At 44.4% G+C, this 24,977-nt stretch carries 25 protein-coding genes; 13 read left to right on the plus strand and 12 right to left on the minus strand.

Translation table 11 applies throughout. From position 1 onward, the window contains the following. Positions 1 to 56: 56 nt before the first annotated feature. Both ABHV44_RS09085 and ABHV44_RS09090 read right to left on the minus strand, forming a co-directional pair. Positions 57 to 473 (minus strand): DNA-directed RNA polymerase subunit omega, encoded by a 417-nt coding sequence (locus ABHV44_RS09085; RefSeq protein WP_459074365.1) that lies wholly within the window; start codon positions 471 to 473, stop codon positions 57 to 59. Next, positions 470 to 1,294 carry an outer membrane protein assembly factor BamD gene (locus tag ABHV44_RS09090; RefSeq protein ID WP_459074366.1) on the minus strand — a complete coding sequence of 275 codons (825 nt, stop codon included), beginning with the start codon at positions 1,292 to 1,294 and terminating at the stop codon, positions 470 to 472. Before ABHV44_RS09090 ends, ABHV44_RS09085 begins: the two co-directional genes overlap by 4 nt. A 330-nt stretch (positions 1,295 to 1,624) precedes the next feature. Here ABHV44_RS09090 and ABHV44_RS09095 point away from each other — a divergent pair, with 330 nt between their 5' ends. Beyond that, positions 1,625 to 2,869 carry an aminotransferase class I/II-fold pyridoxal phosphate-dependent enzyme gene (locus ABHV44_RS09095; protein ID WP_459074367.1) on the plus strand — a complete coding sequence of 415 codons (1,245 nt, stop codon included), beginning with the start codon at positions 1,625 to 1,627 and terminating at the stop codon, positions 2,867 to 2,869. Positions 2,870 to 2,970: 101 nt separating this feature from the next. On the opposite strand, the gene ABHV44_RS09100 is transcribed toward ABHV44_RS09095, so the two are convergent. Together ABHV44_RS09100 and ABHV44_RS09105 are read right to left on the minus strand one after the other, a co-directional pair. Next, positions 2,971 to 3,282: a helix-turn-helix domain-containing protein gene (locus ABHV44_RS09100; RefSeq protein WP_459074368.1), complete on the minus strand. Its 312-nt coding sequence runs from the start codon at positions 3,280 to 3,282 to the stop codon at positions 2,971 to 2,973. Beyond that, the gene (locus ABHV44_RS09105) at positions 3,260 to 3,586 is read right to left on the minus strand and encodes a type II toxin-antitoxin system RelE/ParE family toxin (protein ID WP_459074407.1); all 327 of its coding nucleotides are present in this window, start codon (positions 3,584 to 3,586) and stop codon (positions 3,260 to 3,262) included. Before ABHV44_RS09105 ends, ABHV44_RS09100 begins: the two co-directional genes overlap by 23 nt. Before the next feature lie 126 nt (positions 3,587 to 3,712). Between ABHV44_RS09105 and truA the strand changes: the two genes are divergently transcribed. The 4 genes from truA (at position 3,713) to ABHV44_RS09125 (ending at position 7,277) form a co-directional block, all read left to right on the plus strand. Next, positions 3,713 to 4,459: a tRNA pseudouridine(38-40) synthase TruA gene (gene truA / locus ABHV44_RS09110; protein WP_459074369.1), complete on the plus strand. Its 747-nt coding sequence runs from the start codon at positions 3,713 to 3,715 to the stop codon at positions 4,457 to 4,459. 34 nt (positions 4,460 to 4,493) lie between these two features. Then, positions 4,494 to 6,242 carry an ABC transporter ATP-binding protein gene (locus ABHV44_RS09115; RefSeq protein ID WP_459074370.1) on the plus strand — a complete coding sequence of 583 codons (1,749 nt, stop codon included), beginning with the start codon at positions 4,494 to 4,496 and terminating at the stop codon, positions 6,240 to 6,242. A 3-nt stretch (positions 6,243 to 6,245) separates the two neighbouring features. After that, a complete protein-coding gene (locus tag ABHV44_RS09120; protein WP_459074371.1) occupies positions 6,246 to 6,674 on the plus strand; it encodes a hotdog fold thioesterase in 429 nt (142 codons plus the stop codon). 75 nt (positions 6,675 to 6,749) lie between these two features. Continuing rightward, on the plus strand, positions 6,750 to 7,277 hold the full coding sequence (locus ABHV44_RS09125) for a DUF4382 domain-containing protein (protein WP_459074372.1): 528 nt from the start codon (positions 6,750 to 6,752) through the stop codon (positions 7,275 to 7,277). Between the two features lie 43 nt (positions 7,278 to 7,320). On the opposite strand, the gene paaD is transcribed toward ABHV44_RS09125, so the two are convergent. The 4 genes from paaD to paaA form a co-directional block, all read right to left on the minus strand. Next, positions 7,321 to 7,818 (minus strand): 1,2-phenylacetyl-CoA epoxidase subunit PaaD, encoded by a 498-nt coding sequence (gene paaD / locus ABHV44_RS09130; RefSeq protein ID WP_459074373.1) that lies wholly within the window; start codon positions 7,816 to 7,818, stop codon positions 7,321 to 7,323. A gap of 86 nt (positions 7,819 to 7,904) precedes the next feature. Then, complete coding sequence (gene paaC, locus ABHV44_RS09135) at positions 7,905 to 8,663, minus strand: 1,2-phenylacetyl-CoA epoxidase subunit PaaC (RefSeq protein ID WP_459074374.1); 759 nt, start codon at positions 8,661 to 8,663, stop codon at positions 7,905 to 7,907. A gap of 10 nt (positions 8,664 to 8,673) precedes the next feature. Then, positions 8,674 to 8,967, minus strand: a complete 294-nt coding sequence (paaB, locus tag ABHV44_RS09140; RefSeq protein WP_459074375.1) for a 1,2-phenylacetyl-CoA epoxidase subunit PaaB — start codon at positions 8,965 to 8,967, stop codon at positions 8,674 to 8,676. 224 nt (positions 8,968 to 9,191) lie between these two features. Further along, on the minus strand, positions 9,192 to 10,142 hold the full coding sequence (gene paaA / locus ABHV44_RS09145; protein WP_459074376.1) for a 1,2-phenylacetyl-CoA epoxidase subunit PaaA: 951 nt from the start codon (positions 10,140 to 10,142) through the stop codon (positions 9,192 to 9,194). A gap of 220 nt (positions 10,143 to 10,362) precedes the next feature. Here paaA and paaE point away from each other — a divergent pair, with 220 nt between their 5' ends. Then, complete coding sequence (paaE, locus tag ABHV44_RS09150; protein WP_459074377.1) at positions 10,363 to 11,445, plus strand: 1,2-phenylacetyl-CoA epoxidase subunit PaaE; 1,083 nt, start codon at positions 10,363 to 10,365, stop codon at positions 11,443 to 11,445. Positions 11,446 to 11,901: 456 nt separating this feature from the next. Here the strand turns inward: paaE and ABHV44_RS09155 are convergent, their stop codons facing one another. Continuing rightward, complete coding sequence (locus ABHV44_RS09155; RefSeq protein ID WP_459074378.1) at positions 11,902 to 13,782, minus strand: ABC-F family ATP-binding cassette domain-containing protein; 1,881 nt, start codon at positions 13,780 to 13,782, stop codon at positions 11,902 to 11,904. A gap of 182 nt (positions 13,783 to 13,964) precedes the next feature. On the opposite strand from ABHV44_RS09155, the gene ABHV44_RS09160 reads away from it, so the two are divergent. The 3 genes from ABHV44_RS09160 to ABHV44_RS09170 all read left to right on the plus strand — a co-directional run bounded on the left by ABHV44_RS09160 (position 13,965) and on the right by ABHV44_RS09170 (position 16,902). Beyond that, complete coding sequence (locus tag ABHV44_RS09160) at positions 13,965 to 14,639, plus strand: FAD-binding oxidoreductase (RefSeq protein WP_459074379.1); 675 nt, start codon at positions 13,965 to 13,967, stop codon at positions 14,637 to 14,639. 76 nt (positions 14,640 to 14,715) lie between these two features. Beyond that, positions 14,716 to 16,152: a 23S rRNA (uracil(1939)-C(5))-methyltransferase RlmD gene (gene rlmD / locus ABHV44_RS09165; protein WP_459074380.1), complete on the plus strand. Its 1,437-nt coding sequence runs from the start codon at positions 14,716 to 14,718 to the stop codon at positions 16,150 to 16,152. A 156-nt stretch (positions 16,153 to 16,308) separates the two neighbouring features. Next, positions 16,309 to 16,902: a class I SAM-dependent methyltransferase gene (locus ABHV44_RS09170; protein WP_459074381.1), complete on the plus strand. Its 594-nt coding sequence runs from the start codon at positions 16,309 to 16,311 to the stop codon at positions 16,900 to 16,902. Positions 16,903 to 17,160: 258 nt separating this feature from the next. Here the strand turns inward: ABHV44_RS09170 and ABHV44_RS09175 are convergent, their stop codons facing one another. Continuing rightward, a complete protein-coding gene (locus tag ABHV44_RS09175) occupies positions 17,161 to 17,571 on the minus strand; it encodes a GxxExxY protein (protein ID WP_459074382.1) in 411 nt (136 codons plus the stop codon). Positions 17,572 to 17,757: 186 nt separating this feature from the next. Then, entirely contained in the window at positions 17,758 to 18,432 is a 675-nt protein-coding gene (locus ABHV44_RS09180; RefSeq protein WP_459074383.1) for a hypothetical protein, read from the minus strand. 166 nt (positions 18,433 to 18,598) lie between these two features. On the opposite strand from ABHV44_RS09180, the gene ABHV44_RS09185 reads away from it, so the two are divergent. Next, a complete protein-coding gene (locus ABHV44_RS09185; RefSeq protein WP_459074384.1) occupies positions 18,599 to 19,105 on the plus strand; it encodes a phosphoribosyltransferase family protein in 507 nt (168 codons plus the stop codon). Here the strand turns inward: ABHV44_RS09185 and ABHV44_RS09190 are convergent. Continuing rightward, positions 19,093 to 19,614: a shikimate kinase gene (locus ABHV44_RS09190; RefSeq protein WP_459074385.1), complete on the minus strand. Its 522-nt coding sequence runs from the start codon at positions 19,612 to 19,614 to the stop codon at positions 19,093 to 19,095. The genes ABHV44_RS09185 and ABHV44_RS09190 overlap by 13 nt on opposite strands. Positions 19,615 to 19,818: 204 nt before the next feature. On the opposite strand from ABHV44_RS09190, the gene clpB reads away from it, so the two are divergent. The 3 genes from clpB to ABHV44_RS09205 all read left to right on the plus strand — a co-directional run bounded on the left by clpB (position 19,819) and on the right by ABHV44_RS09205 (position 24,976). Then, positions 19,819 to 22,440, plus strand: coding sequence for an ATP-dependent chaperone ClpB (gene clpB / locus ABHV44_RS09195; RefSeq protein WP_459074386.1), 2,622 nt, complete (start codon positions 19,819 to 19,821; stop codon positions 22,438 to 22,440). A gap of 172 nt (positions 22,441 to 22,612) precedes the next feature. After that, complete coding sequence (locus ABHV44_RS09200; RefSeq protein ID WP_459074387.1) at positions 22,613 to 23,716, plus strand: efflux RND transporter periplasmic adaptor subunit; 1,104 nt, start codon at positions 22,613 to 22,615, stop codon at positions 23,714 to 23,716. Then, on the plus strand, positions 23,717 to 24,976 hold the full coding sequence (locus ABHV44_RS09205; protein ID WP_459074388.1) for an ABC transporter permease: 1,260 nt from the start codon (positions 23,717 to 23,719) through the stop codon (positions 24,974 to 24,976). Position 24,977 lies beyond the last annotated feature (1 nt).

The raw sequence follows: 24,977 nt of genomic DNA on the forward strand, positions 1-24,977 counted from the left end.
AAAAAAGATGGCTAAAATTGACCATCTTTTTTCAGTTTTCTAAATATGTCAAAAGATTAATCTTTCGATTCAGAGTCTTTTGCTATTTCGTTGGCCGACTCTCTGAGTTCTTTTTTCTGCTTCATTTCTTCTACCAACTTTTGCTCTTCCTCGTCTTCAACCGGGTTGCGGAAGTAAACATTGTCCTCCAGGAGTTCCTGGATGGCAATCGAGTGAGGCTTTGGCAAACGCTCGTAGAACTTTGAGATTTCGATCTGCTCGCGGTTTTCAAAAATCTCTTCGAGGTTATCCTGGTGAGTGGCAAACTCTTCGAGCTTTGAGTGGAGCTCTTCTTTCATTTCTTGTGAAATCTGGTTTGCACGCTTTGTGAGCACCACGATTGTCTCGAAAATGTTATCGTCAACGCGACTGTCCAGATCTTGTGTGTCTCTGGTGATTGTCGTACGAGATGCTTTTGTGTTTTTATACGTCATTGCTCAGCTTTAATTCCCGTGAGGCGTTCGATGGCCTCCCGGCTATTCTCAAAATATTTTTCGGCATCTTTGAAGTATTCACTCTCCGGGCCGTAATCGTCTGCAAATTTAGTAAAGCTATTAATAGTTTCCCGATAACGTTCTACTTTCTTTTTATCAATGCTATAATAAGCGTAGAGGTAGTGCGACTTTAGAAGTAAAAACTGCATCTCCTCGCGGTAGCGTGAGTCGGGAAATTCCCGAATTGTATTCTCCAACGAAATCACTGCGCTTTTGTACTGCTCGGTCTTCACGTAGAGCTTGGCAATTTCGTAGGCTTTCTTCTCCAGCTTGCTTCGCAATTGAGCGACCATTGTATTGGCGCTGTCTTTCAGTTCTGACTGTGGATAGCGATCGAGGTACAACTGGAACTCGTCAATGGCTGCGCGAGTGTCTCGCTGATCGAGTGAGTATTTGGGCGAATTTTCATAGCTGCTCATGGCTGCCAGAAAAAGCGCCTCTTTAGCGTGCTCGCTACGCGGGTAGGTCTTCACAAAATTTTTGAAGTAGTAGTTAGAAAGGTAGTACTGATGCGTGCAAAAATGTGACTGTGCATAGTAGTAGTACACGTCTTCTGCTCGCTGCGTTCCGCGAACCAGGGCAATCAACTCTTCGAGAATTGGCAATGCTTTGTAGCATTCGCCTTCTTCGTAAAACTCTACAGCTTTTTTGTACTTGTACTCCGCATCGTCACTTTTCAAAACCTTGTTGTATTCGCTACAAGACCACAAAAAGAGTACGGAAAATAGAATAGGTAAATATCTCATTCGGTCAAAAAACATCGCGCAAAGATAGCATTTTGATTTAGCTGCTATGTGAAAAATCCTTAACCTGCTTACGACAAACTTTTTACAATTTCAGGTCTAAGCAACGTCTGCGAATTTGAACAAGTATATGCGGACTGCCAAGAAATCACAATGATTTGTTCTATCCTCCGGCACTTGTTGATTAGTTCCCGAAATAGAGGTAAGTTTCATCAATTATGCCTTTACCTTTGTCTTGGATTTGAGCATTTGGCATTATTAAGAATAGCTGTACTTTTGCCAATCGCTTTTTCGATACGAATAATCGTTCCTTTTCGCTCAGCGGCAGGAACATAAAACATAGATGTTTTGGATATTTTTGATAGAATAAAAGACAATCGCGGACCACTCGGACGTCACGCTAAAGAATCGCATGGATATTTCACTTTCCCAAAGTTGGAAGGTCCTATCTCCAACAAAATGCAGTTTCGTGGCAAAGAGGTTTTGGTTTGGAGTATCAATAACTACCTCGGGCTGGCTAACCACCCAGAGGTGAGAAATGTCGATGCTGAAGCTTCCAAAGAATGGGGACTCGCTTATCCAATGGGTGCGCGAATGATGTCTGGACAAACAAAGTATCACGAAGAGCTGGAAAGCAAGCTTGCTGAATTCATGCAGAAAGACGATGCTTTCCTTCTCAACTACGGTTACCAGGGATGCCAGTCGGCCATTGAGGCTTTGGTAGACAGAAATGATGTAATCGTTTACGATTCTGAATCTCATGCCTGCATGGTTGATGGGGTGCGTTTGCACCAGGGGAAACGTTTTGTTTTTCAGCACAACGACATGGAGAGCTTCGAGAAGCAGTTGAAACGTGCCCAAGCCCTTTGTGAAAGAACAAACGGTGGAATTCTTGTTGTTACCGAAGGCGTTTTTGGAATGGCAGGAGACCAGGGTAAACTCAAAGAAATTGTCTCTTATAAGAAGAAATACGGCTTCCGTCTCTTTGTAGACGATGCCCACGGATTTGGAACCATTGGAGAAAACGGCCGCGGTGCCGGAGATTTCCAGGGTGTGCAAGACGAAATTGATGTGTACTTCGGAACCTTCGCCAAAGCGATGGCCTCTATCGGAGCATTCGTTGCTGCCAAGGAGCATGTGATCGAGTACCTGCGCTACAACATGCGTTCTCAAACATTTGCCAAATCTCTTCCGATGCCACTTGTAATCGGAGCACTGAAGCGTCTGGAAATGATGCAGACTATGCCGGAATTCAAGGACAACCTTTGGAAAATTGCAACGGCACTGCAAACAGGATTGAAAGAAGCTGGATTCAACATTGGAGCTACAAACTCTGCTGTAACTCCGGTTTTCCTCAGCGGTTCTCTCGGTGAAGCCACTAACATTACGTTGGACCTGCGCGAGAATCACGGAATTTTCTGTTCAATAGTAGTTTACCCGGTTGTGCCGAAGGATGTCATCATGCTTCGACTGATTCCAACTGCGGTTCACACCCTGGAAGATGTGGAATACACAATTAAGACTTTCTCGAAAATCAAAGAGAAACTGGAAGCCGGTGAATACCAGGCGGAGAAGATTGCCAGTTGGTCTTAGAATAGTGTAATTTCTTTCTAGCTCAGCCATTCGAAATGCTGATCAACCACACATAGAGATTTAAACACTTAAGCCCTCTTCTGTTGAAGGGGGCTTTTTTTTTACCATTTTATGGAAAGTTGAAGTTCAGCACCTAATCCTAATTCGACTATTTTTTTCAAGGTGGAAAATCTCACTTCTTTGATGTTGTTCTCAATCTTTGAGATATAAGATTTAGTGCTGCCTATTTTTTGAGCTAGTTCTTCTTGCGTCATTCCTTGAGATATCCTGGCTTCTTTAATCAGAACTCCTAATTTGAAATCTTCATAATCCGCCTCAAGTTTATCTCTCTTTGGGGTGCCTACTTTTCCGTAATACTTCTCAGTCAGTTGTTCCAAAGAGGTCAGATTTTTATTGTCTTTTTTCGATTTCATATTCCCGCTTTAATTTTTGTGCTTGTTCAATTTCCTTTTTTGGAGTCTTCTGCGTTTTCTTTTGAAAGCCATTAATCAAAATCACTAGTTGGCCTTCGTCAAAAAAGCAGAAAATCCTGAAGATGTCACTACCTTGTTTTATCCTAATTTCATATAGACCGTCTGAATTTTTAATATGCTTGAGGTAAGTCTCCGGCACATTTTCAAGATCTTCAACAACTTTTAAGGTCCAGATGATTTTGTCTTTTACCTTCTGTCTTTGCTTTGCAAAGAATTTCTCAAAATAGTTTTTGTAATAGCTTATTCTCCTGTATTTCTTTTAGAAAGGCACCTTCAAAGATAGTGAAAGTTTCACTTAAGTGAAACAAGTAATCAGAAAAATTTCTCCGATTAGAGATAGCCCGTTAACTTCGCGGCAAATAAAATGAAAATGCAACGCTACTTCGTCAAACTAGCCTATGACGGCACCAACTACAGCGGTTGGCAACGACAGGAAAATGCTGTTTCTGTGCAGCAAACTCTCGAAAAGTGCCTGAGTGTGATTCTTCGGGAGGAGATAAAAATGATGGGGTGTGGTAGAACCGACACAGGTGTGCATGCCTCTAAATTCTATGCGCACTTTGATGTAGCTGAAAAGCTCAATGAATTAGGGAAAATAGTCTTCAAGCTCAATCGCTTTTTACCGCCAGACATTGCCATTCATGAAATTATTGAGGTAGGAGAAAACGACCATACGAGATTTGATGCAGTAGAAAGAGAGTACCAGTATTTCGTTCACTTTCAGAAAAATCCTTTCTTCACTAAAACTTCATATCTGTCTTTTAGAGACCTCGATTTAGAAAAGATGAACGAGGCTGCAGAGCTCTTAATCAAGGAAAGTGACTTTTCAGCTTTTTGCAAAGCCGGAAGTCAAAACAAATCGACAATCTGTGATGTTAAAGTCGCTGTTTGGAAATGGATAGAGGAGGAGCAAGGCATTGTTTTCACGATTCGGGCCAATCGCTTTTTACGCAACATGGTAAGGGCAGTGGTCGGAACACTTTTCGAAGTCGGAATGGGGAATCTCACTGTTGAAGATTTTCAGAAAATAATCGAGAGCAAGGACCGGAGAAGAGCCGGAAGCTCGGCCCCCGCGAGAGGGTTGTTTTTGACCGATGTCGTCTATCCCTTTTTGTAATTTCGCCATCTGCTTTTTTAAAGAATAAACAAGAATGAGTTCAGCCTCGGGAAAGATATTTGATTTGAGCATTCTCAAAAGAGTGCTGAGCTATGTGAAACCCTACCGAAAGCGGTTTGTCTTTACGGGATTTTTGGTTTTGCTCTTGGCAGTGCTCACACCTTTGCGTCCTTATCTGATAAGGATGGCTGTAGATGAGGGAATTGCCAAAGGAGATGCCGATTACGTTATGCGAATGTTCCTGCTCGTAGTTGGTGTGCTTATTATTGAAGCCATTGTACAGTTTTATCAGACTTATCTTGCTAACTGGGTTGCTCAGTCAGTTACGCTCGATCTTCGCTCTAAGCTCTACCGACATGTGCTTCGTTTCAGATTAAAATATTTCGACCGCCATCCCGTAGGGCAGTTTGTCACACGACTTATTTCCGACATCGATGGAATTGCAGAAGTTTTTTCGAATGGAATACTGACCATTGCCGGAGATATTCTCAAACTCGTGGTTGTGGTTGGCGTCATGTTTTTTACCGACTGGAAGCTTACACTGATCGTACTGTTGCCAATTCCGGTTTTGGTCATCGGAACCAAAATTTTTCAGGTGGCGATTAAGAAGGCATTCATTCAGGTTAGAAACCAGGTTTCGAAAATGAATGTATTTGTGCAGGAGCACGTAACCGGAATGAGCGTGGTTCAGATTTTCAATAGAGAGGCCAGGGAGAAGGACAAGTTCGTAGACATCAACCGAGAGCACAAGAAAGCCAACATTCGTTCGATCTGGGCTTTCTCCATCTTTTTTCCCGTTGTGGAATTGCTATCGGCAGCATCGGTAGCATTGCTTCTTTGGTGGGGAATTCAGGAAGTTGCCGATGAGTCCATCACGCTCGGTGTGGTGCTTCAGTTTATCCTCTACATCTTTATGCTTTATCGTCCGATTCGCCAGTTGGCAGATCGATTCAACGTATTGCAAATGGGAATAGTCAACTCCGAACGAGTTTTCCGGGTGTTCGATACTGAAGAGTCGATTCCTGATGATGGAAAAATTCAGAAAGCCGATTTTGACGGGAACATTGAATTTAAAAATGTGAGCTTCGGCTACAACGATGACGAGCTGGTTTTAAAGGACATTAGTTTTGAAGTAAAAGAAGGTCAAACAGTGGCATTCGTTGGAGCCACGGGAGCTGGAAAATCTTCGGTGATCAATCTGCTAAGTCGTTTTTACGAGTATCAAAAAGGAGAGATCTTTATTGACGGCAAAGAAATTCGGGAATACAGCCTTGACTCAATCCGACAAAACATTGCTGTCGTTCTTCAGGATGTTTTTCTGTTTTCCGATACGATTCTCCACAACGTCACTATTGGCGACAAGTCGATTTCCAGAGAAGAAGTGATTGAGGCAGCAAAAATTGTCGGTGCACACGAGTTCATTTCCAAGCTTCCCGGCACTTATGACTACGATGTAAAGGAACGTGGAGGAATGCTTTCTGTGGGGCAGCGCCAGTTACTGGCATTTATCAGAGCTTACGTCTACAACCCAAATATTTTGGTTTTGGATGAGGCCACCTCTTCTGTAGACACCGAGTCGGAGCAGCTTATACAGCAGGCGATCGACAAGCTCACCGAAGGGCGAACTTCAATTGTGATTGCCCACAGACTGAGCACCATTCAAAAAGCCGATCAGATTATTGTTCTTGATAAAGGTAGGATCATGGAAAAGGGCAGCCACCAGGAGCTACTTGAAAAGGATGGACACTATCGCAAGCTTTACGAACTTCAATTTAAAGAGTGAGATATGACACCTGAGGAGAAAGCTACACGAATTGTCGATAAAATGTACAACAACGATCCATTCAGTAAATGGCTCGGAATTGAGAGAGTTGTAGACGGTCCCGGAATCTCGGTGTTGAAGATGAAGGTCCGAAATGAGATGCTCAACGGATTCAGCATCGCCCACGGAGGAATTGCCTACTCACTTGCCGACAGCGCTCTGGCTTTTGCCTCCAACAGTCACGGCCGGCAGGCGGTGTCTGTTGAGACTTCAATTTCTCACGTGCTTCCTGTTAGCGAAGGAGACGAACTCCGCACTGAAGTCGAGGAAGTTAGCCTCAGCCACAAGATTGGCATCTATCACATCACCATCTTCAACCAACACGATGTAGAAGTAGCGCATTTCAAAGGATCTGTCTATCGGAAGTCTAAGGAGTGGGAGGTTGAAGAGTAGCCTTGTCTGGAGGTTGATGTTTTTTCCCGGCTCAATTTTTGGCTAGTGAAGAGAGAAAATCAAAAACTTGTAGCCATGAAGTCCAATATCATAATCGCACTTGCTGCTGTCATTCTCATTGCAGCAGGTTGCTCAAAAGACAATGAAGATCTTAACTCGACAGATTCTCCAACGCGAGTAAAAATTTACATGCACGACCAGCCCATAGATTACCAACAAGTGAACATCGACTTGCAAGCGATAGAATTGAAAGGTAGTGGCGAAGATCAGTTTATTGAACTTGGAGAGTTTGCCGGAATTTACAATTTGCTCGATTACCAAAACGAGGTTGACACGCTGGTTGGAGACAGCCTGATAAACTTTGCTTACTTAAGTCAAATTCGTTTGATCCTCGGCCCTGAAAACTCTGTAATGGTAGACAGTGTGCTTTATCCCATGCAAACTCCAAGTGCACAACAGTCAGGTCTGAAAATCAATGTCAATCAATCTCTCTCTGAAATGGATACATTAGTTGTCTCATTCGACTTCGATGCGAATGAGTCAGTCCACCAGCTTGGAAACGGAGATTATCAATTGCATCCGGTTATTCATTTGGATGAATAAGAGTGATTATTAGCTCTTTCCTAAAGAAGAGTTTGGAAGAGGATCACAAACACTTAAAATAATCGAAAGGGTCGTTGCAATCTTTGCAGCGATGTTGGGCTTTACAGGCTGTAGAGCCGAAAGGACTTATGAGTTCAGTGTTCATGCTGCCACAGTTTGGACACTGAACTTTTCTTTCTTTTTCGAAAAGGACGCCTTTGTCAGCAGTGCCTTTTTCAGGAGGTGCAATTCCGAAGTTTCGCAGTTTTTCTCTTGCCTCATCTGTCATCCAGTCGGTAGTCCAGGGTGGGTGAAGAACGGTGACTACCTCGGCTTCATCAAAACCTTCATCGTGGAGCGCTTTTTCAACTTCAACCTGAATGACGTCCATGGCCGGGCACCCGGAGTAGGTGGGAGTGATGGTGACTTTTGGGTTGCCGTCAATAATTTCAACTTCGCGCACAATGCCCAATTCGACCACGTTAATTACCGGAATTTCCGGATCGTGGATCTGACGCATCAAATCCCAAATTTCGTCTTCTGTGATTGTCTTTGTCGGCATTGATATTCCCTTTTCTTGTAAGTAGGTAATTGAGGTATTGTTCTACACACTAATTACCTTAATTGACCAATTCCCCAATCCCCAAACTACCACTTCGCATCCGGGTAGGCTCTTGGCAGATACTGCATCTCGGCTAAAATATAACCCAGGTGCTCAGTGTGTTGTGTTCCTTGTTTTCCTCCGCTTTGCATCCACTGATCTTCAGGCTGCTCGAGAGTCGCTTCTTTCAAAACAGCGCCAACTTTTTCGTACCACTGCTCCTTTACTCGAGCGAGGTCGCCTCCAATTCCAGCTTCTTTCGCAGCCTTGTCGATTTTATCCTCTTCAAAAAGCTCTCCGGTAAACATCCACAGATTATTAATCGACTGCTGAATTTTTTCCTTGCTTTCTTCGGTTCCGTCTCCCAGACGGATAACCCACTCAGAGCTGTGGCGTGCGTGGTAAGTCACCTCTTTCAGCGACTTCATGGCAATCGCTCTGATTTGCTGGTCTTCCGACTTTACCAGTTGTTGGTAGAGGAAGTAATTGAAGTTGTCCATGAAAAACTGTCGTGCGATGGTGTCTCCAAAGTGTCCGTTTGGTCTTTCTACCAAAAGCACGTTGTAAAATTCAAAAACATCGCGCTTAAAAGCCATGTCATCTTCGGTTCTTCCTTCGCCTTCAATTTTTCCTGCATAATCCAGAAAACTCCTTGATTGGCCGATGAGGTCGAGTGCGATGTTGGTAAGGGCGATATCTTCCTCAAGCACGGGTCCGTGGCCGCACCACTCGGAAAGACGTTGACCGAGAATCAGACTGTTGTCGCCAAGTCTGAGAACGTATTTAAAAAGATCTTCTTTATTCAAATCGATTGATTTACATGTGTTTTACTTCGTCCGGCAATTCGTAAAAAGTAGGATGACGATACACCTTGTCGTTGGCCGGTTCGTAAAAAGCTTCTTTGTCTTTTGGTGACGATGCTGTAATCTGGTCTGAAGGAAGCACCCAAATGCTCACCCCTTCATTTCTGCGTGTGTATACATCGCGGGCATTTTCAATTGCCATCTGAGCGTCTGCAGCGTGCAAACTACCTACGTGCTGATGAGCGAGACCTTGTTTGCTGCGGATAAAGATCTCCCACAGCGGCCAGTTTTTCTTATTCTTTTCCATTATCTAAATAGGTTCGTTGTAATCAAATTCCTAATTCAATTTTCGCTTCTGTAAGAGCTCAAGGCCGATCCTGAAAAATCTCGTTCGTATATAAAGTTTCTTGTTTCTGAATCAGAAAGTTCTCTAGCAAGGCTTGCGCAGTTTTTGAAATCAAGGAGCTTACAACCGTAAGTGACTGTTTCAAAAACAAGCATAACGCAGCTAGTGGGCTTTATGAACAGAAACTATGCTGCTTGATGCTCCTCTTCTCGCTTCTTCCTCTTCTCCGCATGCGCCACTGCAGCATCACGCACCCAAGCTCCATTTTCATATGCTTTTACTCTTGTTTCGAGTCGCTCTTTGTTGCAAGGGCCATTTCCTTTAATCACATTGAAAAATTCATCCCAGTTAATCTCGCCAAAGTCGTAGTGACCGGTTTCTTCGTTCCATTTCAGGTCTGGGTCTGGAATTTCCAATCCAATCAACTCTGCTTGAGGAACAGTCATGTCCACAAAGCGCTGACGAAGTTCATCGTTGCTGTGACGCTTGATTTTCCACGCCATCGACTGAGCCGAGTGCTTAGAATCTTTGTCGCTCGGACCGAACATCATCAGCGAGGGCCACCACCAGCGGTTGAGTGATTCCTGAGCCATTTTCTTTTGCTCTGGAGTGCCTTTCGCCATCTCAAGCATGATTTGGAATCCTTGGCGTTGGTGGAAACTTTCTTCTTTGCAAATACGCACCATGGCACGAGCATAAGGTCCATAAGAGCACTTGCAAATCGGAACCTGGTTTACGATTGCAGCACCATCAACCAACCAACCGATGGCTCCGATATCGGACCAGGTGAGCGTTGGGTAATTAAAAATGCTGGAATATTTTGCTTCACCTTTGTGTAGCTGATCGATCAGCGTGTCGCGGTCTACACCAAGCGTTTCACAAGCGCTGTAGAGGTAGAGTCCGTGACCGGCTTCATCCTGAACTTTCGCTAATAAAATAGCTTTTCGCTTCAAGCTCGGGGCGCGAGTAATCCAGTTACCTTCGGGCAACATCCCAACCACTTCTGAGTGAGCGTGCTGGCTGATCTGGCGTACGAGTGTTTTTCGATAAGCGTCAGGCATCCAGTCTTTCGCCTCAATTTTTTTCTCGTCAGCTACGTATTGGTTGAATTTTTCTAATTGCTCTTGATTTTCCATGCTTCTTTTATTTCTGGTCTTCAGCAACATTTAAATGTCGCGGAAAAACGATGCTACAAGTTTACGGAAAACTGCCCATTGCGGCAATTTTCATGATCCATATCAATTTATTAAACAGGCTTTAAAGTCGCAAGTTCGTTGACGATCAAAGAGACATTGATTTTCGTCATGCCGAACCGGGTTCAGATTTCATATTTTTGCTCCCGGAAAAAACAGACCTATGCCCAAATTTCATTCCCTGCGAGTAAGCGAAGTACGCCCAGAAACAAACGATACAGTCTCAGTAGCTTTCGAAGTTCCTCATGAACTTCAAGACGAGTATCGCTTTGTGCAAGGGCAAAACCTGACTCTTCGAACAGATATAGATGGCGAAGATGTAAGAAGGTCTTATTCCATTTGCAGCGGAGTGGACGATGGAGAGTTGAGAGTAGCGATCAAAAAAGTTGAAGGAGGAAAGTTCTCGACTTTTGCCAATGAAAAGCTGCAACCGGGAGACGAGCTTCAGGTGATGACTCCAAGCGGTAAATTCTACACTGAGCTCGATCCAAAAAATGAGAAGCACTACGTTGCTTTTGCCGCAGGAAGTGGGATAACCCCGATTATGTCGATCATCAAGACGACATTGGCGAAAGAACCAAATAGCGAATTCACGTTGGTTTACAACAACCGCAACACGAAATCAATCATTTTTCGCGAGCAGCTCGAAGACCTGAAAGATGAAAATCTGGGCAGATTGAGAATCTTCCACGTGCTGAGTCGCGAGCCGAGCCAGGTGAAGCTTTATCACGGAAGAATTGACGAAGAAAAATGCAATCACATCTGTTCTACCGTTCTCGACCTGGACACTGTTGACGAGGTTTTTCTCTGTGGTCCGGAGCCGATGATTAAAACTGTGGCAGCTTCTCTCGAAGATAAGGGACTCGACAAAAAGAAGATCCACTTCGAGTTGTTTACATCACCGCTGGCCAATTTGGGTGAGCGCAAGCGCAGGAAAGAAACGAAGCCAGAATACAAAGGAAAGGTAAGTAAGGCCGAAATTATTTTGAACGGTGTGACCTACAACTTTGATGTGCCGTTTGACGGAGAAAGCATTTTGGACATCGCCCATGAAAACGGAGCTGATTTACCGTTTTCCTGCAAAGGTGGAGTGTGCTGCACTTGCCGCGCAAAACTCGAAAAAGGTGAAGTGGATATGGATGTCAACTACGCCCTCGAGCCGGAAGAAGTGGAGAGAGGTTTTATTCTTACCTGCCAGTCGCACCCGATTACCGAGGAGATAACGGTGAACTTTGACGAGCAGTAGATTCGCTTTCTAGAAAGCCCGATAGCTGTGTTGTACAAATTGTTTCGACTCATCATTATGCTTTTCATAACTGCGGATTGCCGCAGCATGAAAGTACTTCGACAAGCTCAGCATGGCACCTTGATCTCGAACTTTCTAGTTCAGCTTAAGAGTGGTTTTCACAAGCCAAATATCCTTTAAACTCCTTCGTGAGAATCAGTTCAGCCTTCCTCAATAACTTTTTGACCTCTTTGGTTGCTGGCTTTATGTTCTTTTGATAATTCATCCTACCAGTGAGTTTGTTTTGAATGACTTCTAAGTTGATAGAAATTGATGTGGACTTACTTGTTTAAATTCTGAGCTGAATCAGAATGGTTTCTGACAAGGCTTGTGAAGAATTGAAAAAGCGCAGTTTACGCAGGTAAATGAGCATTTTAAAATCGAGCGTAACGAAGTCAGAGAGCTTCTGGATTCAGCTTAAGCAAATTCCGAAAGCTCCAACCAACGATCCTCTTTCTCGGCCAGCTCTTTAACTACTTCGCCCAGTTCGTCTGAAACTTCCATCAGTTTCTCGTGGTCTTCGATGCCTGAGTTCATTTCGGTTTCGAGTTCGGCTTTTCGGTTTTCGAGTTTTTCTATTTGCTCGCTCAACTGCTCAAACTCGTACTTTTCCTTGAACGAGAGCTTCGTCTTTGGGCCCTTGTCTTTTTCAGTTGAGGAAGGTTTTGGTTTGGCTTCCTCTTTTTTCTTCAGCTCTTCGGCTCGGTCAGCTTTGTTTTCTTTTTGCTCATAATCGCGAAAAGCCGAGTAGTTGCCGATGATGTCTTTGATTTTTCCATTCCCTCGGAAAACGAGGATGTGATCTACGAGCTTGTCCATGAAATAGCGATCGTGTGTGACCACTATCAGGCAGCCGGGAAATTGCTGAAGGTAATCCTCCAGTGCCTGTAGGGTGAAAATGTCCAGGTCGTTGGTCGGCTCATCGAGAATGAGAAAGTTTGGGTTTTTGATCAAAACTGTTAGCAGGTGAAGACGCTTTTTCTCACCACCGCTGAGCTTTTCGATAAAATCCTGCTGCTGTTTTCTCGGGAAAAGAAATCTTTCGAGGAGTTGCTCGGCAGTGATCTTCTGTCCTTTTTTCAGAGGGATAACATCGGCAATTTCGCGAACGGCTTCAATGACTTTTTGTCCGGGTTTGAAAGACATCCCAGACTGCGTGTAGTAGCCAAATTGAACCGTTTCGCCAACGACTACCTTTCCTCCATCCGGTTCGACTTTTTCAGTGATAAGGTTGAGGAATGTACTTTTTCCTGTTCCGTTTTTCCCGACAACCCCCACTCGTTCTTTCCGCTTGAAGTAATAGGTGAGTCCATCGATGAGTAGCTTATTGCCATACGATTTTCGGACCTTGTGAAGCTCCACGATTTTGCTCCCCAAACGCTCCATGTTGATTTCCAGCGTCATCTTGTCATCATCCTTCACTCGATTGGTTTCATCCTTCAGCTCGTGGTAAGCTTCAACTCTGGATTTTGATTTTGTCCCTCTGGCTTTTGGTTGTCGCCTCATCCAGTCGAGTTCTTTTTTCAAGAGGTTGTTGGCTTTTTCAGCCGTCACCGCTTCGTTTTCGTGGCGCTCCGCCTTCTTCTCCAAAAAGTAGCTGAAGTTACCCTTGTAGCGGTACATCACCCCGCTGTCGAGTTCGAGGATTTCGTTGCAAACACGCTCCAGAAAATAGCGGTCGTGGGTAACCATCAAGAGAGAAAGCGTGCTACGTTCGAGGTATTCTTCCAGCCACTCAATCATGTCGAGATCGAGGTGGTTAGTAGGCTCGTCAAGCAAGAGCAGGTCCGGTTCTTCAATCAAAACTTTAGCCAGAGCGATCCTTCTTTTTTGACCACCAGAGAGCGTGTTCACTTCAAGTGAGAGTTCGTTGAGGTCGAGCTTCCCGAGGATCTGTTTGGCCTTGGTTTCGTACTCCCAGGCATTCAGCCGATCCATTTTGTCGGTGGCTTTTTGGAGTTTTTCCTGATCGTGCGCGTCTGTAAGTGCCTGCTCGTACTGGCGAATCGCCTCCATCATTTCGTTGTTTGCCGAAAAAATGTTTTCGAGGATCGTCAGATTTTCATCGAGCCCGTGTTCCTGAGAAAGAAAGCTCACGCGGATGTCGTTCCGATAAACCACATTTCCCGAATCGGGCGCGTCTTCGCGGGATAGAATTTTTAGCAAAGACGATTTTCCTGTTCCATTTTTGGCAACCAGCGCCACCTTTTGGCCCTTGTCGATGCCAAAACTCACATCCTCAAAAAGAGTTCTGATTCCAAAAGACTTGCTAATATTTTCGACTGACAGGTAATTCATCTCGCGTTGATTGTTGTGCTGCAAATATACCGAGAGAAAGGTGGGGACAATGATCCTTGAATCTAAATTAAAAGTTGTTCTCCTGAAACCCGCTTTGCCGCCAATTCCTCGTGGTTGCTACCAGTACATTTGTCAACATTGACTCTTGTGAGTGGTTACCATAAAAAAAGAACTGAAAAACTATGGCAGAAGAAAAACACACAGTAAAAGTATTAGCATTAGAATGGGTAACTCATGACGTAAGGCGAGTAGTTGTTGAAAAACCAAAAGGATACGACTTCACCCCAGGACAGGCTACGGAAGTGAGTATCAAAAAGGAAGGTTGGGAGGACGAAGCTCGTCCGTTCACTTTCACCTCGCAGCAAAGCGATCCATGCCTCGAATTTACAATCAAAGTCTACAAGGATCACGATGGCGTGACCGAGCAAATCGGTAAACTCGAACTTGGAGATGAACTAATCATCAGAGACGTTTGGGGGGCAATCGAGTACAAGGGTCCCGGATACTTTATTGCAGGTGGGGCAGGAGTGACTCCATTTATCGCCATTTTCAGAATGCTGGAGAAAGAAGACAAGCTCGATGGCAATCACCTGATCTTTTCGAATAAGACAGAGAAGGATATCATTCTCGAAGGTGAATTCCGAACAATGCTCGGAGACCGTTTCATCAACACACTCACCGATAAGCCTGCCAAGGGCTACGACAACAAGAAGATCGACAAGAATTACCTCAGCGAGAAGATCTCCGATTTCAGCAAGAAGTTTTATGTGTGCGGACCAGAGAAAATGGTGGAGGAAATCAGTAAACAACTGGATGATCTCGGTGCGGACACTGAAGGAATTGTATTCGAGAAATAAGCGAAGTCCTCTGGTTTTATCTCCCAGCTTGCCCTATTAGAATTGCTACATTTGCCGTCTCAAAAAACTGTAGACATTGGGCAAGAGAAAAAGACTTTTTAAAAAAGGCCAGCAGCTGGAAATCAGTATTAAAGACATCGCTTTTGGAGGGAAAGGAATTGGCAAAATTCCGACTGACGATGGCGAGATGGCTGCATTCGTGCAAAACTCACTTCCAGGCCAGCGTGTGCGAGCAAAGGTGGTGAAGAGTAAGAGAAGACACATCGAGTGCAAAACACTTGAGGTGTTGGAGCAATCGCCTCAGGAGGTGGCGACCGGATTCCAAACCATTCCGGGAGCACCCTACGCCACACTGCCTCTTGAGCTGCAGGAAGATTTCAAAAAGAGAACAACACTAGAGCTCTACCGAAGAATCGGCCACATCGAAAATGTGGATGATCTTTTTGAAGAGTATATCGAATCTCCTGAAGTTTGGCACTACCGGAACAAGATGGAGTACAGCTTTTCCGAAATTCGTCACGACCTCGAAACGGGAAAAGAACACGATGACTTTGGTCTCGGGTTTAAGCACCGCGGCACCTGGTGGAAAGTCGAAAACCTCGATGCTGACTCAGGTCTTTTTGATGAGGAGTTTGAAAACAAGCTTAGCGAAATTCGTGAGTTTCTAAGAGCGACAGGTCTTCCAGCCTGGCATCCGCCAAAGAAAGAAGGTTTTTTTCGCTACCTCGTGGTCCGCAAAAGCTACTACACCAATCAGCTTCTTGTTAATTTGGTTACCTCCGCCACCGACCTTGAGCAATTCGACAAACAAGCTTTTGTAGAAAAGATGAAGGATCTTTTCGGTGAGCGACTGGCTGGAATTATCCATACCATCAACACGCACGTTGGCGATAGAGTGGAGCCAAACGAAGGGAACACAGAATTGCTTTTTGGCGAGTCCAAGATTATTGAAAAGATAAACGGACTGGAGTTTGAAATCAGTATGACCAGCTTTTTTCAGACCAACCCTAAATGCGCTGAAAAGCTCTATTCAAAAGTCATCGAGTATGCGGATGAAGAATCGGACTCTGACAAATTCTTAATGGATCTTTTCTGCGGAACCGGAACCATCGGTCAGCTTTTGGCCAAATCCACAGGCAGAAAGGTGATTGGAGTGGACATTGTAGAAAGTGCAATTGAGGATGCCAAAGCCAATGCTGCAAGAAATGGAGTTGAGAATCTTGAGTTTCACGCTGCCGATGTAGGTAAGTTTTTAAAGGAATTTCCAGAGTATAACGGCAAGATCAGTACGATTGTGATTGACCCTCCACGTGCTGGAATTGCTCCGAAATCGCTTCAGAAAGTGATTGAAATTGATGCCGACAGAATTGTCTATGTGAGTTGTAATCCCGCCACTCAGGCAAGAGATGCTGAGGAATTGATTAAGGCCGGATACGAATTCAAAAAATTCTCTTTGGTTGATCAATTCCCTCACACTGCGCACATTGAGGCGATTGGAGTTTTTGAGAAATAGGGATTAGGGTAATTAAGTAAATTGAGGTAATTGGCTCGAACAGCGGTCCTTTGCCATTTGGAATTTGGTGCTTAGAGTTTGATAACGGGCTTTTCTTTCAATAAAGAAGAAAGTATCAATTGAATAATCGTAAAAAAGTCCTCATTTAAAAAAGGAATGGAAGACAAATCATTTTCAAAAGATTTTTGGAGCGAGAAATATCAGAGTCAGTCGACAGGATGGGATATCGGCTATGCATCTCCACCGCTTATTGAATTTTGCCAAACGCTGGAAAACAAAGATTTAAAAATTCTAATCCCGGGAAGCGGCCGAAGCTATGAAGGTGAGGAGCTGTGGAAGAAAGGTTTCAAAAACGTCTTTCTACTCGATATGGCCCCGGAGGCGTTTGATGATTTCCGAAAACGGGTACCAGACTTTCCCGAGAAACAAATGTTGGCTGAGAATTTCTTCGATCTCACTGATACTTACGACCTTATTTTGGAGCAGACTTTCTTTTGTGCTCTGCCACCATCAGCTAGGACGGATTATGTTGAGAAAATGAAGGAATTACTGATAAAAGGTGGCGAGCTTGCCGGAGTACTTTTCGATTTTCCACTCACCGAACAGGGGCCGCCTTTTGGCGGAAGCAAAGAAGAGTACGAAAAGCTATTTTCTGAAAAATTCGAAATCTGCAAACTCGAACGCTGCTACAATTCAATCAAACCGCGAGAAGGAAGTGAGCTATTTATTCAAATGAAGAAATTGCTTTAAGACAGTGGGAAAAGGCTTTTGTAGTAACGCTTGGTTTGTCGCTTGCTAGAATGAAAAGTGAACCACATAGGCACAGTAGAAAATCTAAATTCGTTTGACCTTTTCGGAGATTGAGTTCAGTTGGGTTTTATTTGCCAATTCCGCAAAGGCACATAGAACCTTAACTATGTGTCTGTGAAAGCCTATGTATCTATGTGGTTTGGGCTGAGTTGTATAGCGTTCAGAAATGTACTGTGAACTCTGAAACTTCATCAATGTTCAATCAGGTAGCTTCCTGAAAATCTCATTCACGAATGTTTGCTGCCCTTCCTTCATAATGTTTGTCACATGGAAGTTGATTAGAATTCCTTTGGGAACTTCGAGCAACTGCATATAGCTTAGGATCTGAGCCTGATAAACTGGAGCTATTTGCTCAACGGCCTTTAGCTCTACAACGATATTTTCGAAGATCAAAAAGTCACATCTTAATCTTGCTTCAAGTTCTAGTCCCTTGTAATTTATCGGAGTCTCTAGCTGACTTCTGAAAGGAAAACCTCGCAATTGCAGTTCCCTAAACATACATGTGTGATAAACACTTTCTAAAAGCCCTGGCCCGAGTTGCTTGTGAACCTCTATCGCAACATTCAGAATGTCGTAGGTCTGCTTTCGTAGTAGTTTCTTTGCTAACATGAAATAAGTGGTTAAGGTGGTCTGAAGTTAAGAAAATCAGCCTAATAAAACTGCTAGTCTTTTCTATGTGCCTTCGCTAACCTATGTGCCTATGTGTTTCAATGCAGGTTGTAGAGGAAGCTTTTTAGAAGGTTGCTAGAGTAGAACCCTTCAAACCGCGAGAAGGAAGTGAGCTCTTCTTTAGACTCAGAGCTTGAAATAAAAAGAATAGACGAATCCGGCTGTGAAGTAGTTTCTTTCGCTCCAGTCTGTCACTGTAGAAGCCGACTGGAAAAGATCGGTTGAGGCTCTTATCCCGAAAGTGTGAAGTGATTTCTCTCTCCAAACTAAAAACGAGAATTCCGTCACAAGTCCGAATTTTAGCTGACTACCGAATGGTTCGTCAAGCACTGTGTAATTCGTCTCGAGTGAATCGGCAACCCCGGCTCTCGAGCGTATCGAAATTTCTGGTCCGACCAAAACAGCAAAGTCGGTGTTCTCCTTATTGACTGAAGTTTGAACGATAGGAAAAGTAACTGGAACAGAAATGTATTCTTCGTAATAATTGGTGCTGTCGATTAGCCCTGATCGGTAATTTGCAAAGTCCACCCCGATTTTAAAAAATGAATTTCCTTTCGTTTGAAACAGGAACGAGAGCCCAGGCCTGACCAGGAAGCCATGATGAGGTTCTACTCTGATTTCACTCTCCATTGGCGAGTAGATTCCCAGGTTTAGATTCGCTCCGATAAACGTGTTTCCAGAATTTTCAAGGGTATCTGTCTGCCCGAAAGAACCAATAGTGCAGAGTAGGAAAATTGCCGTCAGACAGATAAGGTGAGATTTACTGGCACTGGCAGAAAAAAGTCGGTTGATTAGGGTCATTAGAATAATGTGTGTTACACTGGTATGATTCCAAAAGTAAGGTTTTTGGCGAACCACACAGCCCGGCACAAATGAACAGTCAGGAGCTTCAAACACATTTGGTTCATCCTACAGCTGTCGCTGTTAAAATGCATATTTTTGACTTTCCAAAAACTCAGTTAAAGCAATGACCGAAGAGAAAGTCCTCATCCTGAACCACAAGCAGATCGATCAGAAGATCAAGCGGATTGCACACGAAATCTACGAATACAACTACAAAGAAAAGGAGCTTGTGATCATCGGGATTTACAAACAGGGTTACATCTTTGCCGAGCAGTTGGCTCAGATTCTAAGTGACATTAGTCCGCTCGAAGTGAGTCTGCTCAAACTTCAGATGGATAAGAAAAAGCCGATTAAAGGTAAGATCACCCTCGATGCTGACTCTGAAGTATTAAAAGACAAGGTTGTCATTCTAGTTGATGACGTTTTGAATTCCGGGAAAACGCTGATTCACGCCACTCGATTTTTACTCGAGACGGACATCAGAAAACTGGCCACAGCAACACTCGTAGATCGCATCCACAGAAAGTTCCCTATTCGGGCTGATTATGTTGGACTTACGCTTTCCACAAACATCAAAGAGCACATCGAAGTCGACCTCGACAAAAAAGAACACACCGTTTACCTGACGTAATTTTTGAGTTCTTCGGCCAGGGTCCTGATCTTTTTTCGGTCGAAGCCGAGAGCGGGAACTATTTTTTGAGCATCTTCATAAAATTCAATCCTCTCTTCGAGGTGTTGTTTCACAAAAGCTTCAAGGTCTTCGGGATTTTTATCAGCAAGCAGTGGACGTACTTCATTTGCATGCCTAAGTCGGTAAGCTAAGCTTGCCACGTCCATTTTTAGGTAAACTGTGATGCCCGTGTCATTCATCACCTTCATATTATCGTAAAAGCAAGGAGTGCCACCTCCTGTAGCCAGGACGAAATTGTCGTTTTCGGCCATCATTCTTTTTAGTGCCTTTCTCTCTAAGCCGCGGAAAACTGTTTCTCCTTCTTTTTCAAAGATTTCTTCAACCGATTTTCCTTCCGTCTTGCGAATGAATTTGTCGAGGTCGAAAAAGTCTACTCCGAGCTCTCTCGCCAGAGGCTTGCCAACAGTGGATTTCCCACTTCCCATGTATCCTACCAGAAAGACTTTCATGTTTTCGAAGGTACAATTTTTAAGTTCCCAAAGGTGGGAATTTCATCAACTGGAAAAAAGGTCAGTAAAATCGCTGAAAGTCTGAAATAAAGGCAGCTTCAGCTAGTTTTGAGTGTCAAAATTTCCGAACTTTAGAGCACTTCAGTGGGTGGATCGCGAATTGATAAAACAGAATCGAATTAAACTCAACTAAAAACCCGAGAAATGAATTTTGAAAAATTTACAATAAAGTCGCAGGAGGCCATTTCCAAAGCACAGCAAATCGCTATGGGATTTGGTCAGCAGAGCATCGAAAATGCTCACCTGCTCAAAGCAATGCTCGAGGTTGATGAAAACGTGATGCCGTTTCTTTTGAAAAAATTGAATGTAAACGTCAACGTGTTTTCGCAGGCACTCGATCGCATTGTAGAAGGATATCCTAAAGTAGAAGGCGGACAACTCAGTCTCTCACGAGAAGCTAATGCCACTCTCCAAGGAGCCATGAACATGCTCAAAGAGTTTGGAGACGAGTACGTTTCGCTGGAGCATCTTTTCCTTTCAATTTTAGAAAGCAAAGACAGCGCAGGCCAGCTATTGAAAGACAATGGCGTGAACAAAAAGGATTTGAAGTCCGCCATAGAAGAGCTGCGCAAAGGATCCAAAGTGACTTCTGCCAGTCAGGAAGATACTTACAACTCTCTGAACAAGTACGCCAAAAACCTGAATCAACTTGCCAAAGAAGGTAAACTTGATCCGGTTATTGGTCGCGATGATGAAATTAGACGAGTGCTGCAGATTCTCACCAGGAGAACCAAGAACAACCCGATAATTATCGGTGAGCCGGGTGTTGGTAAAACGGCCATTGCTGAGGGCATTGCCCACAGGATTATCAATGGCGATGTACCCGAAAACCTGGCCGACAGAACCATCTACTCGCTCGACATGGGCGCCTTGATTGCCGGAGCAAAGTACAAAGGTGAATTCGAGGAGCGATTGAAAAGCGTGGTGAAAGAAGTTCAGTCGTCAGAAGGTCAAATCATCATGTTTATCGATGAGATCCACACCCTTGTTGGAGCCGGTGCCGGTGAAGGTGCCATGGATGCAGCTAACATTCTGAAGCCTGCGCTCGCACGCGGTGAACTCCGCGCAATCGGAGCCACTACCTTGAACGAGTATCAAAAGTACTTTGAGAAGGACAAGGCTCTGGAAAGACGATTCCAGAAAGTGATGGTGGACGAGCCCGATCGCGAGTCGGCAATCTCCATCTTGCGAGGGATCAAGGAGAAGTACGAAAACCACCACAAGGTGCAGATCAAGGATGATGCGATTATCTCTGCAGTAGAACTGTCTACACGCTACATCACCGACAGGCATTTGCCAGATAAGGCTATCGACCTGATTGATGAGGCCGCTTCCAAACTCCGTATGGAGATCAACTCAAAACCCGAGCAGCTAGATGAAATCGAAAGAAGAATCATGCAACTCGAAATTGAGAAGGAAGCGATCAAGCGCGAAAATGACGCTCAAAAGCAGGCTGACCTCAATCTCGAACTCGCCAACCTGAACGAGCAGAAAGATGACCTCTACTCGAAGTGGAAATCGGAGCGTGATGTGATTGACACCATACAAAACGCCAAAAAGGAGATGGAAAACCTCAAGCACGAAGCTGAGCAAGCCGAGCGAAATGGCGATTTTGGTAAAGTAGCTGAGATCCGCTATGGTCGCTTGAAAGAGGAAGAACGCAAGATTGAAGAAGGTAAGAAACAGCTCGTTGAGCTTCAGGCCAACAGCAAAATGATCAAAGAAGAGGTGGATGCCGAAGAGGTAGCTGAAGTGGTTGCCAACTGGACTGGTATACCAGTGAAGAAAATGCTGGAGAGCGACAAGGAAAAATTGTTGCGACTGGAAGACGAACTCGGCAAACGAGTGGTTGGTCAGACAGAAGCTATCCAGGCAGTGAGTGACGCTGTTCGAAGAAGTCGCTCCGGATTGGCAGATGAGAAAAAACCGATTGGATCGTTCATTTTCCTCGGTACTACCGGTGTGGGTAAAACAGAGCTTGCCAAAGCACTGAGCGAGTATTTGTTCAACGATGAGAACGCGATGACCCGAATCGACATGAGTGAGTACCAGGAGCGTCACGCAGTGAGCCGCCTGGTCGGAGCACCTCCGGGATATGTTGGTTACGATGAAGGTGGACAACTCACCGAAGCCGTTCGCAGAAAACCATATTCGGTGATACTGCTCGATGAGATCGAAAAAGCGCACCCGGATGTGTTCAATATCTTGTTGCAAGTGCTGGATGACGGCCGACTCACAGACAACAAAGGTCGCGTGGTGAACTTCAAAAACACAATCGTGATCATGACGTCAAACATCGGTTCAGGAATCATTCAGGAAAACTACGACAACATGGAGCCTGGAATGGAAGAGCAAACCTTTGAAAGCACCAGAGGTGAAGTGTTTGAATTGATGAGAAAACAAATGCGTCCTGAGTTCCTCAACCGAGTAGATGAGATCATCATGTTTACTCCACTCACTCGCGAGCAGATTGCAGGAATTGTAAAACTTCAACTGCAGCGACTTGGAGAACGGATGACCAAAAATAACATCCGCATGGTGGTGAGCGAAGATGCCATCAGCTATCTGGCCGAAAAAGGATTCGATCCTCAATTTGGTGCCAGACCGGTGAAGCGAGTGATCCAAAAAGAGGTACTCAACGAGTTCTCGAAATACTTACTCGCCAACAAGGTCGACAAAGACGAACCAGTTGTACTGGATGTATTTGACGGAGAAATTGTTTTCCGCAAACAAATTGAGAAGGAAGAAGTCTTCCACATCAATTAATAGAAGTTGATTTTTCATAACCAGAAGCCCCGCTTTCCGAAAGGAGAGCGGGGCTTTTTCATTTCTTCAAAATCCTGATCGCCCTCAGGTTGTTGGCTGATATTAATTTGGAAGCACTGAAGATCACGTCAAAACGATTTACTTTGTGTATAGAATGGAATCTTACCCAAAAATGAAGCAATTGAAAAACATCGCTCTGCTGCTGCTCACCTGCCTTAGCTCAACATTTCTAATCACCTCTTGCAACGATTCTTCCGAGCAAGTGAAGCCTGATGTAGAAGATATCACAGAATCTGTTTACGCTTCAGTCATCGTGGAACCCGAAGATTTTTACCAGGCCTATTCTGTAGCAACTGGAATCATAGATTCAATTCTGGTGAGCGAGGGTGATTCAATAAAAGTGGGTGACGCTATTTTAAAAATCCAAAACAAAGCTCCCGAACTGAATGTGGAAAATGCCAGAGCTCAACTGCAACTTGCCAGACAAAATGCACGCGGCCAGCAGACAGTCTTAAACGATTTGAAAGCTCGAATCTCCGATGCTCAAATGAAACTGGAGAACGATTCGATGAACTACATGCGCCAGCAAAGACTCTGGGAGAAAAACATCGGTTCGAAAGCTGAACTAGAAAGAAGAGAGCTCGCTTACAAGAACGCAAAACACAACCTCGAGCAGCTTCAAAACCAATTAAAAAGAACTCGCGATGAGTTGAATACTCAGCTCACCCAGGCGGAAAATAATTATCAGGCTGCACTCACCAATGCAGATGAGTTTGTGCTTAGAAGCCAAATCGATGGGAAAATCTATGACATCCTGAAGGAAAGAGGTGAGCTTGTCTCACCACAACAACCACTGGCGGCTATCGGAAGGGCAGATGAGTTTGTCCTCGAAATGCGAGTTGATGAGGTGGACATTTCAGATCTGTCAGTTGGTCAAAAAATTATCCTTTCCCTGGATGCTTTTCCAAATGAGATTTACGAAGCTGAAGTGAGCAAGATCTTTCCACTCAAAGATGAACGGTCGCAAACTTTCAGAGCACAGGGCAAACTCATCGAAAAGCCCGAAAAGCTTTACCCGGGATTAGCTGGAGAAGCAAACATCATCGTGGCCGAAAAGAAAAACTCCTTAACCATTCCAAGATCGTTTTTGCTGGAGGGCAAAAGAGTGATTACCCAAGGCGATACGCTCGATGTGGAAACCGGAATTAAAAGCATGGAGAAAATTGAGATTGTTTCTGGTATCGATTCAACGACAATAATTACCAAACCCGAGTAGATGAACTGGAAGGTCATTTTAGGCATATCGAAAAAGCACTTGCTGTCGCGAAGAAAGCAGACGGGAATTGCCGCACTCGGTGTGACGTTTGGAATCGGTACTTTCATCATCATGGTTAGCTTTATGACCGGTCTGAACGGACTTCTAGATGGACTTATTCTGAATAGGACACCTCACATCCATCTTTTTAATGAGATTAAGCCGAGCGAAAAGCAACCGATAGAGCGGGATGAGAACTATGTTGGCGACTTCAACGTCATCCGGTCGATCAAGCCAAAGCAGAGCCTCAAGCGCATCCACAACGCCTTGCCCATCATCAATCACCTGGAAAAGCAAGAACAGGTGAAGGGAGTGACCTCTCAAGTGGTAGCACAGGTGTTTTACATTTCTGGTGCGATTGAGCTCAATGGAGTAGTGAATGGCGTGAATATTCTCGAGGAGGTTCGTCTTTTTAACATGCAAGATTACATTGTTGAAGGAAGTGCAAGAGCGCTCAACAACGATCAGAACGGAATTTTGCTGGGAGCTGGAATCGCGAAAAAGATGTCGGTTGGAGTGGGAGACAAAGTGCAGGTAGGCACTGTTCGCGGAGACATTTTTCCGCTTAAGATCGTTGGGATTTATCAGAGTGGGCTGGCAGAGGTAGACGACAAACAGAGCTACGTCAACCTATCCACCGCTCAGCGAATTTTGGGTGAACCCAAAAATTACATCACCGATATCAATGTGAAGTTGCACAACATCGAAAATGCAGTGCCAATGGCTGAGCGACTCGAGCGCCAGTTCAATATCAGCGCAGTTGATATCAAAGCAGCAAATGCTCAGTTCGAAACTGGGACCTCTATAAGAAATCTGATTACCTATGCCGTTTCCATCACGCTTTTGATAGTGGCTGGATTTGGCATCTACAACATATTGAACATGGTGATCTACGAGAAAATGAATGACATCGCCATTTTGAAAGCCACGGGTTTTGCCGGCAAGGACGTTAAGATGATTTTTATTTCACAGGCCCTGCTGATCGGTTTGGCTGGAGGACTGCTGGGGTTGATTCTCGGCTACGGAGTTTCGGTGCTCATCGACAATGCTCCATTTGAAACCGAGGCCTTGCCGACAATCAAAACCTATCCGGTAAACTACGATCCACTTTACTACACCATTGGGATTGTCTTTGCGCTTATTTCGACTTTTCTTGCCGGTTACTTACCGGCTTCGAAGGCGCAAAAAATTGATCCGGTAGAAATCATTAGAGGTCAGTGAA

This window comes from Halocola ammonii (genome assembly GCF_049334165.1).
Classification (GTDB): domain Bacteria; phylum Bacteroidota; class Bacteroidia; order Flavobacteriales_D; family Sanyastnellaceae; genus JBEGHD01.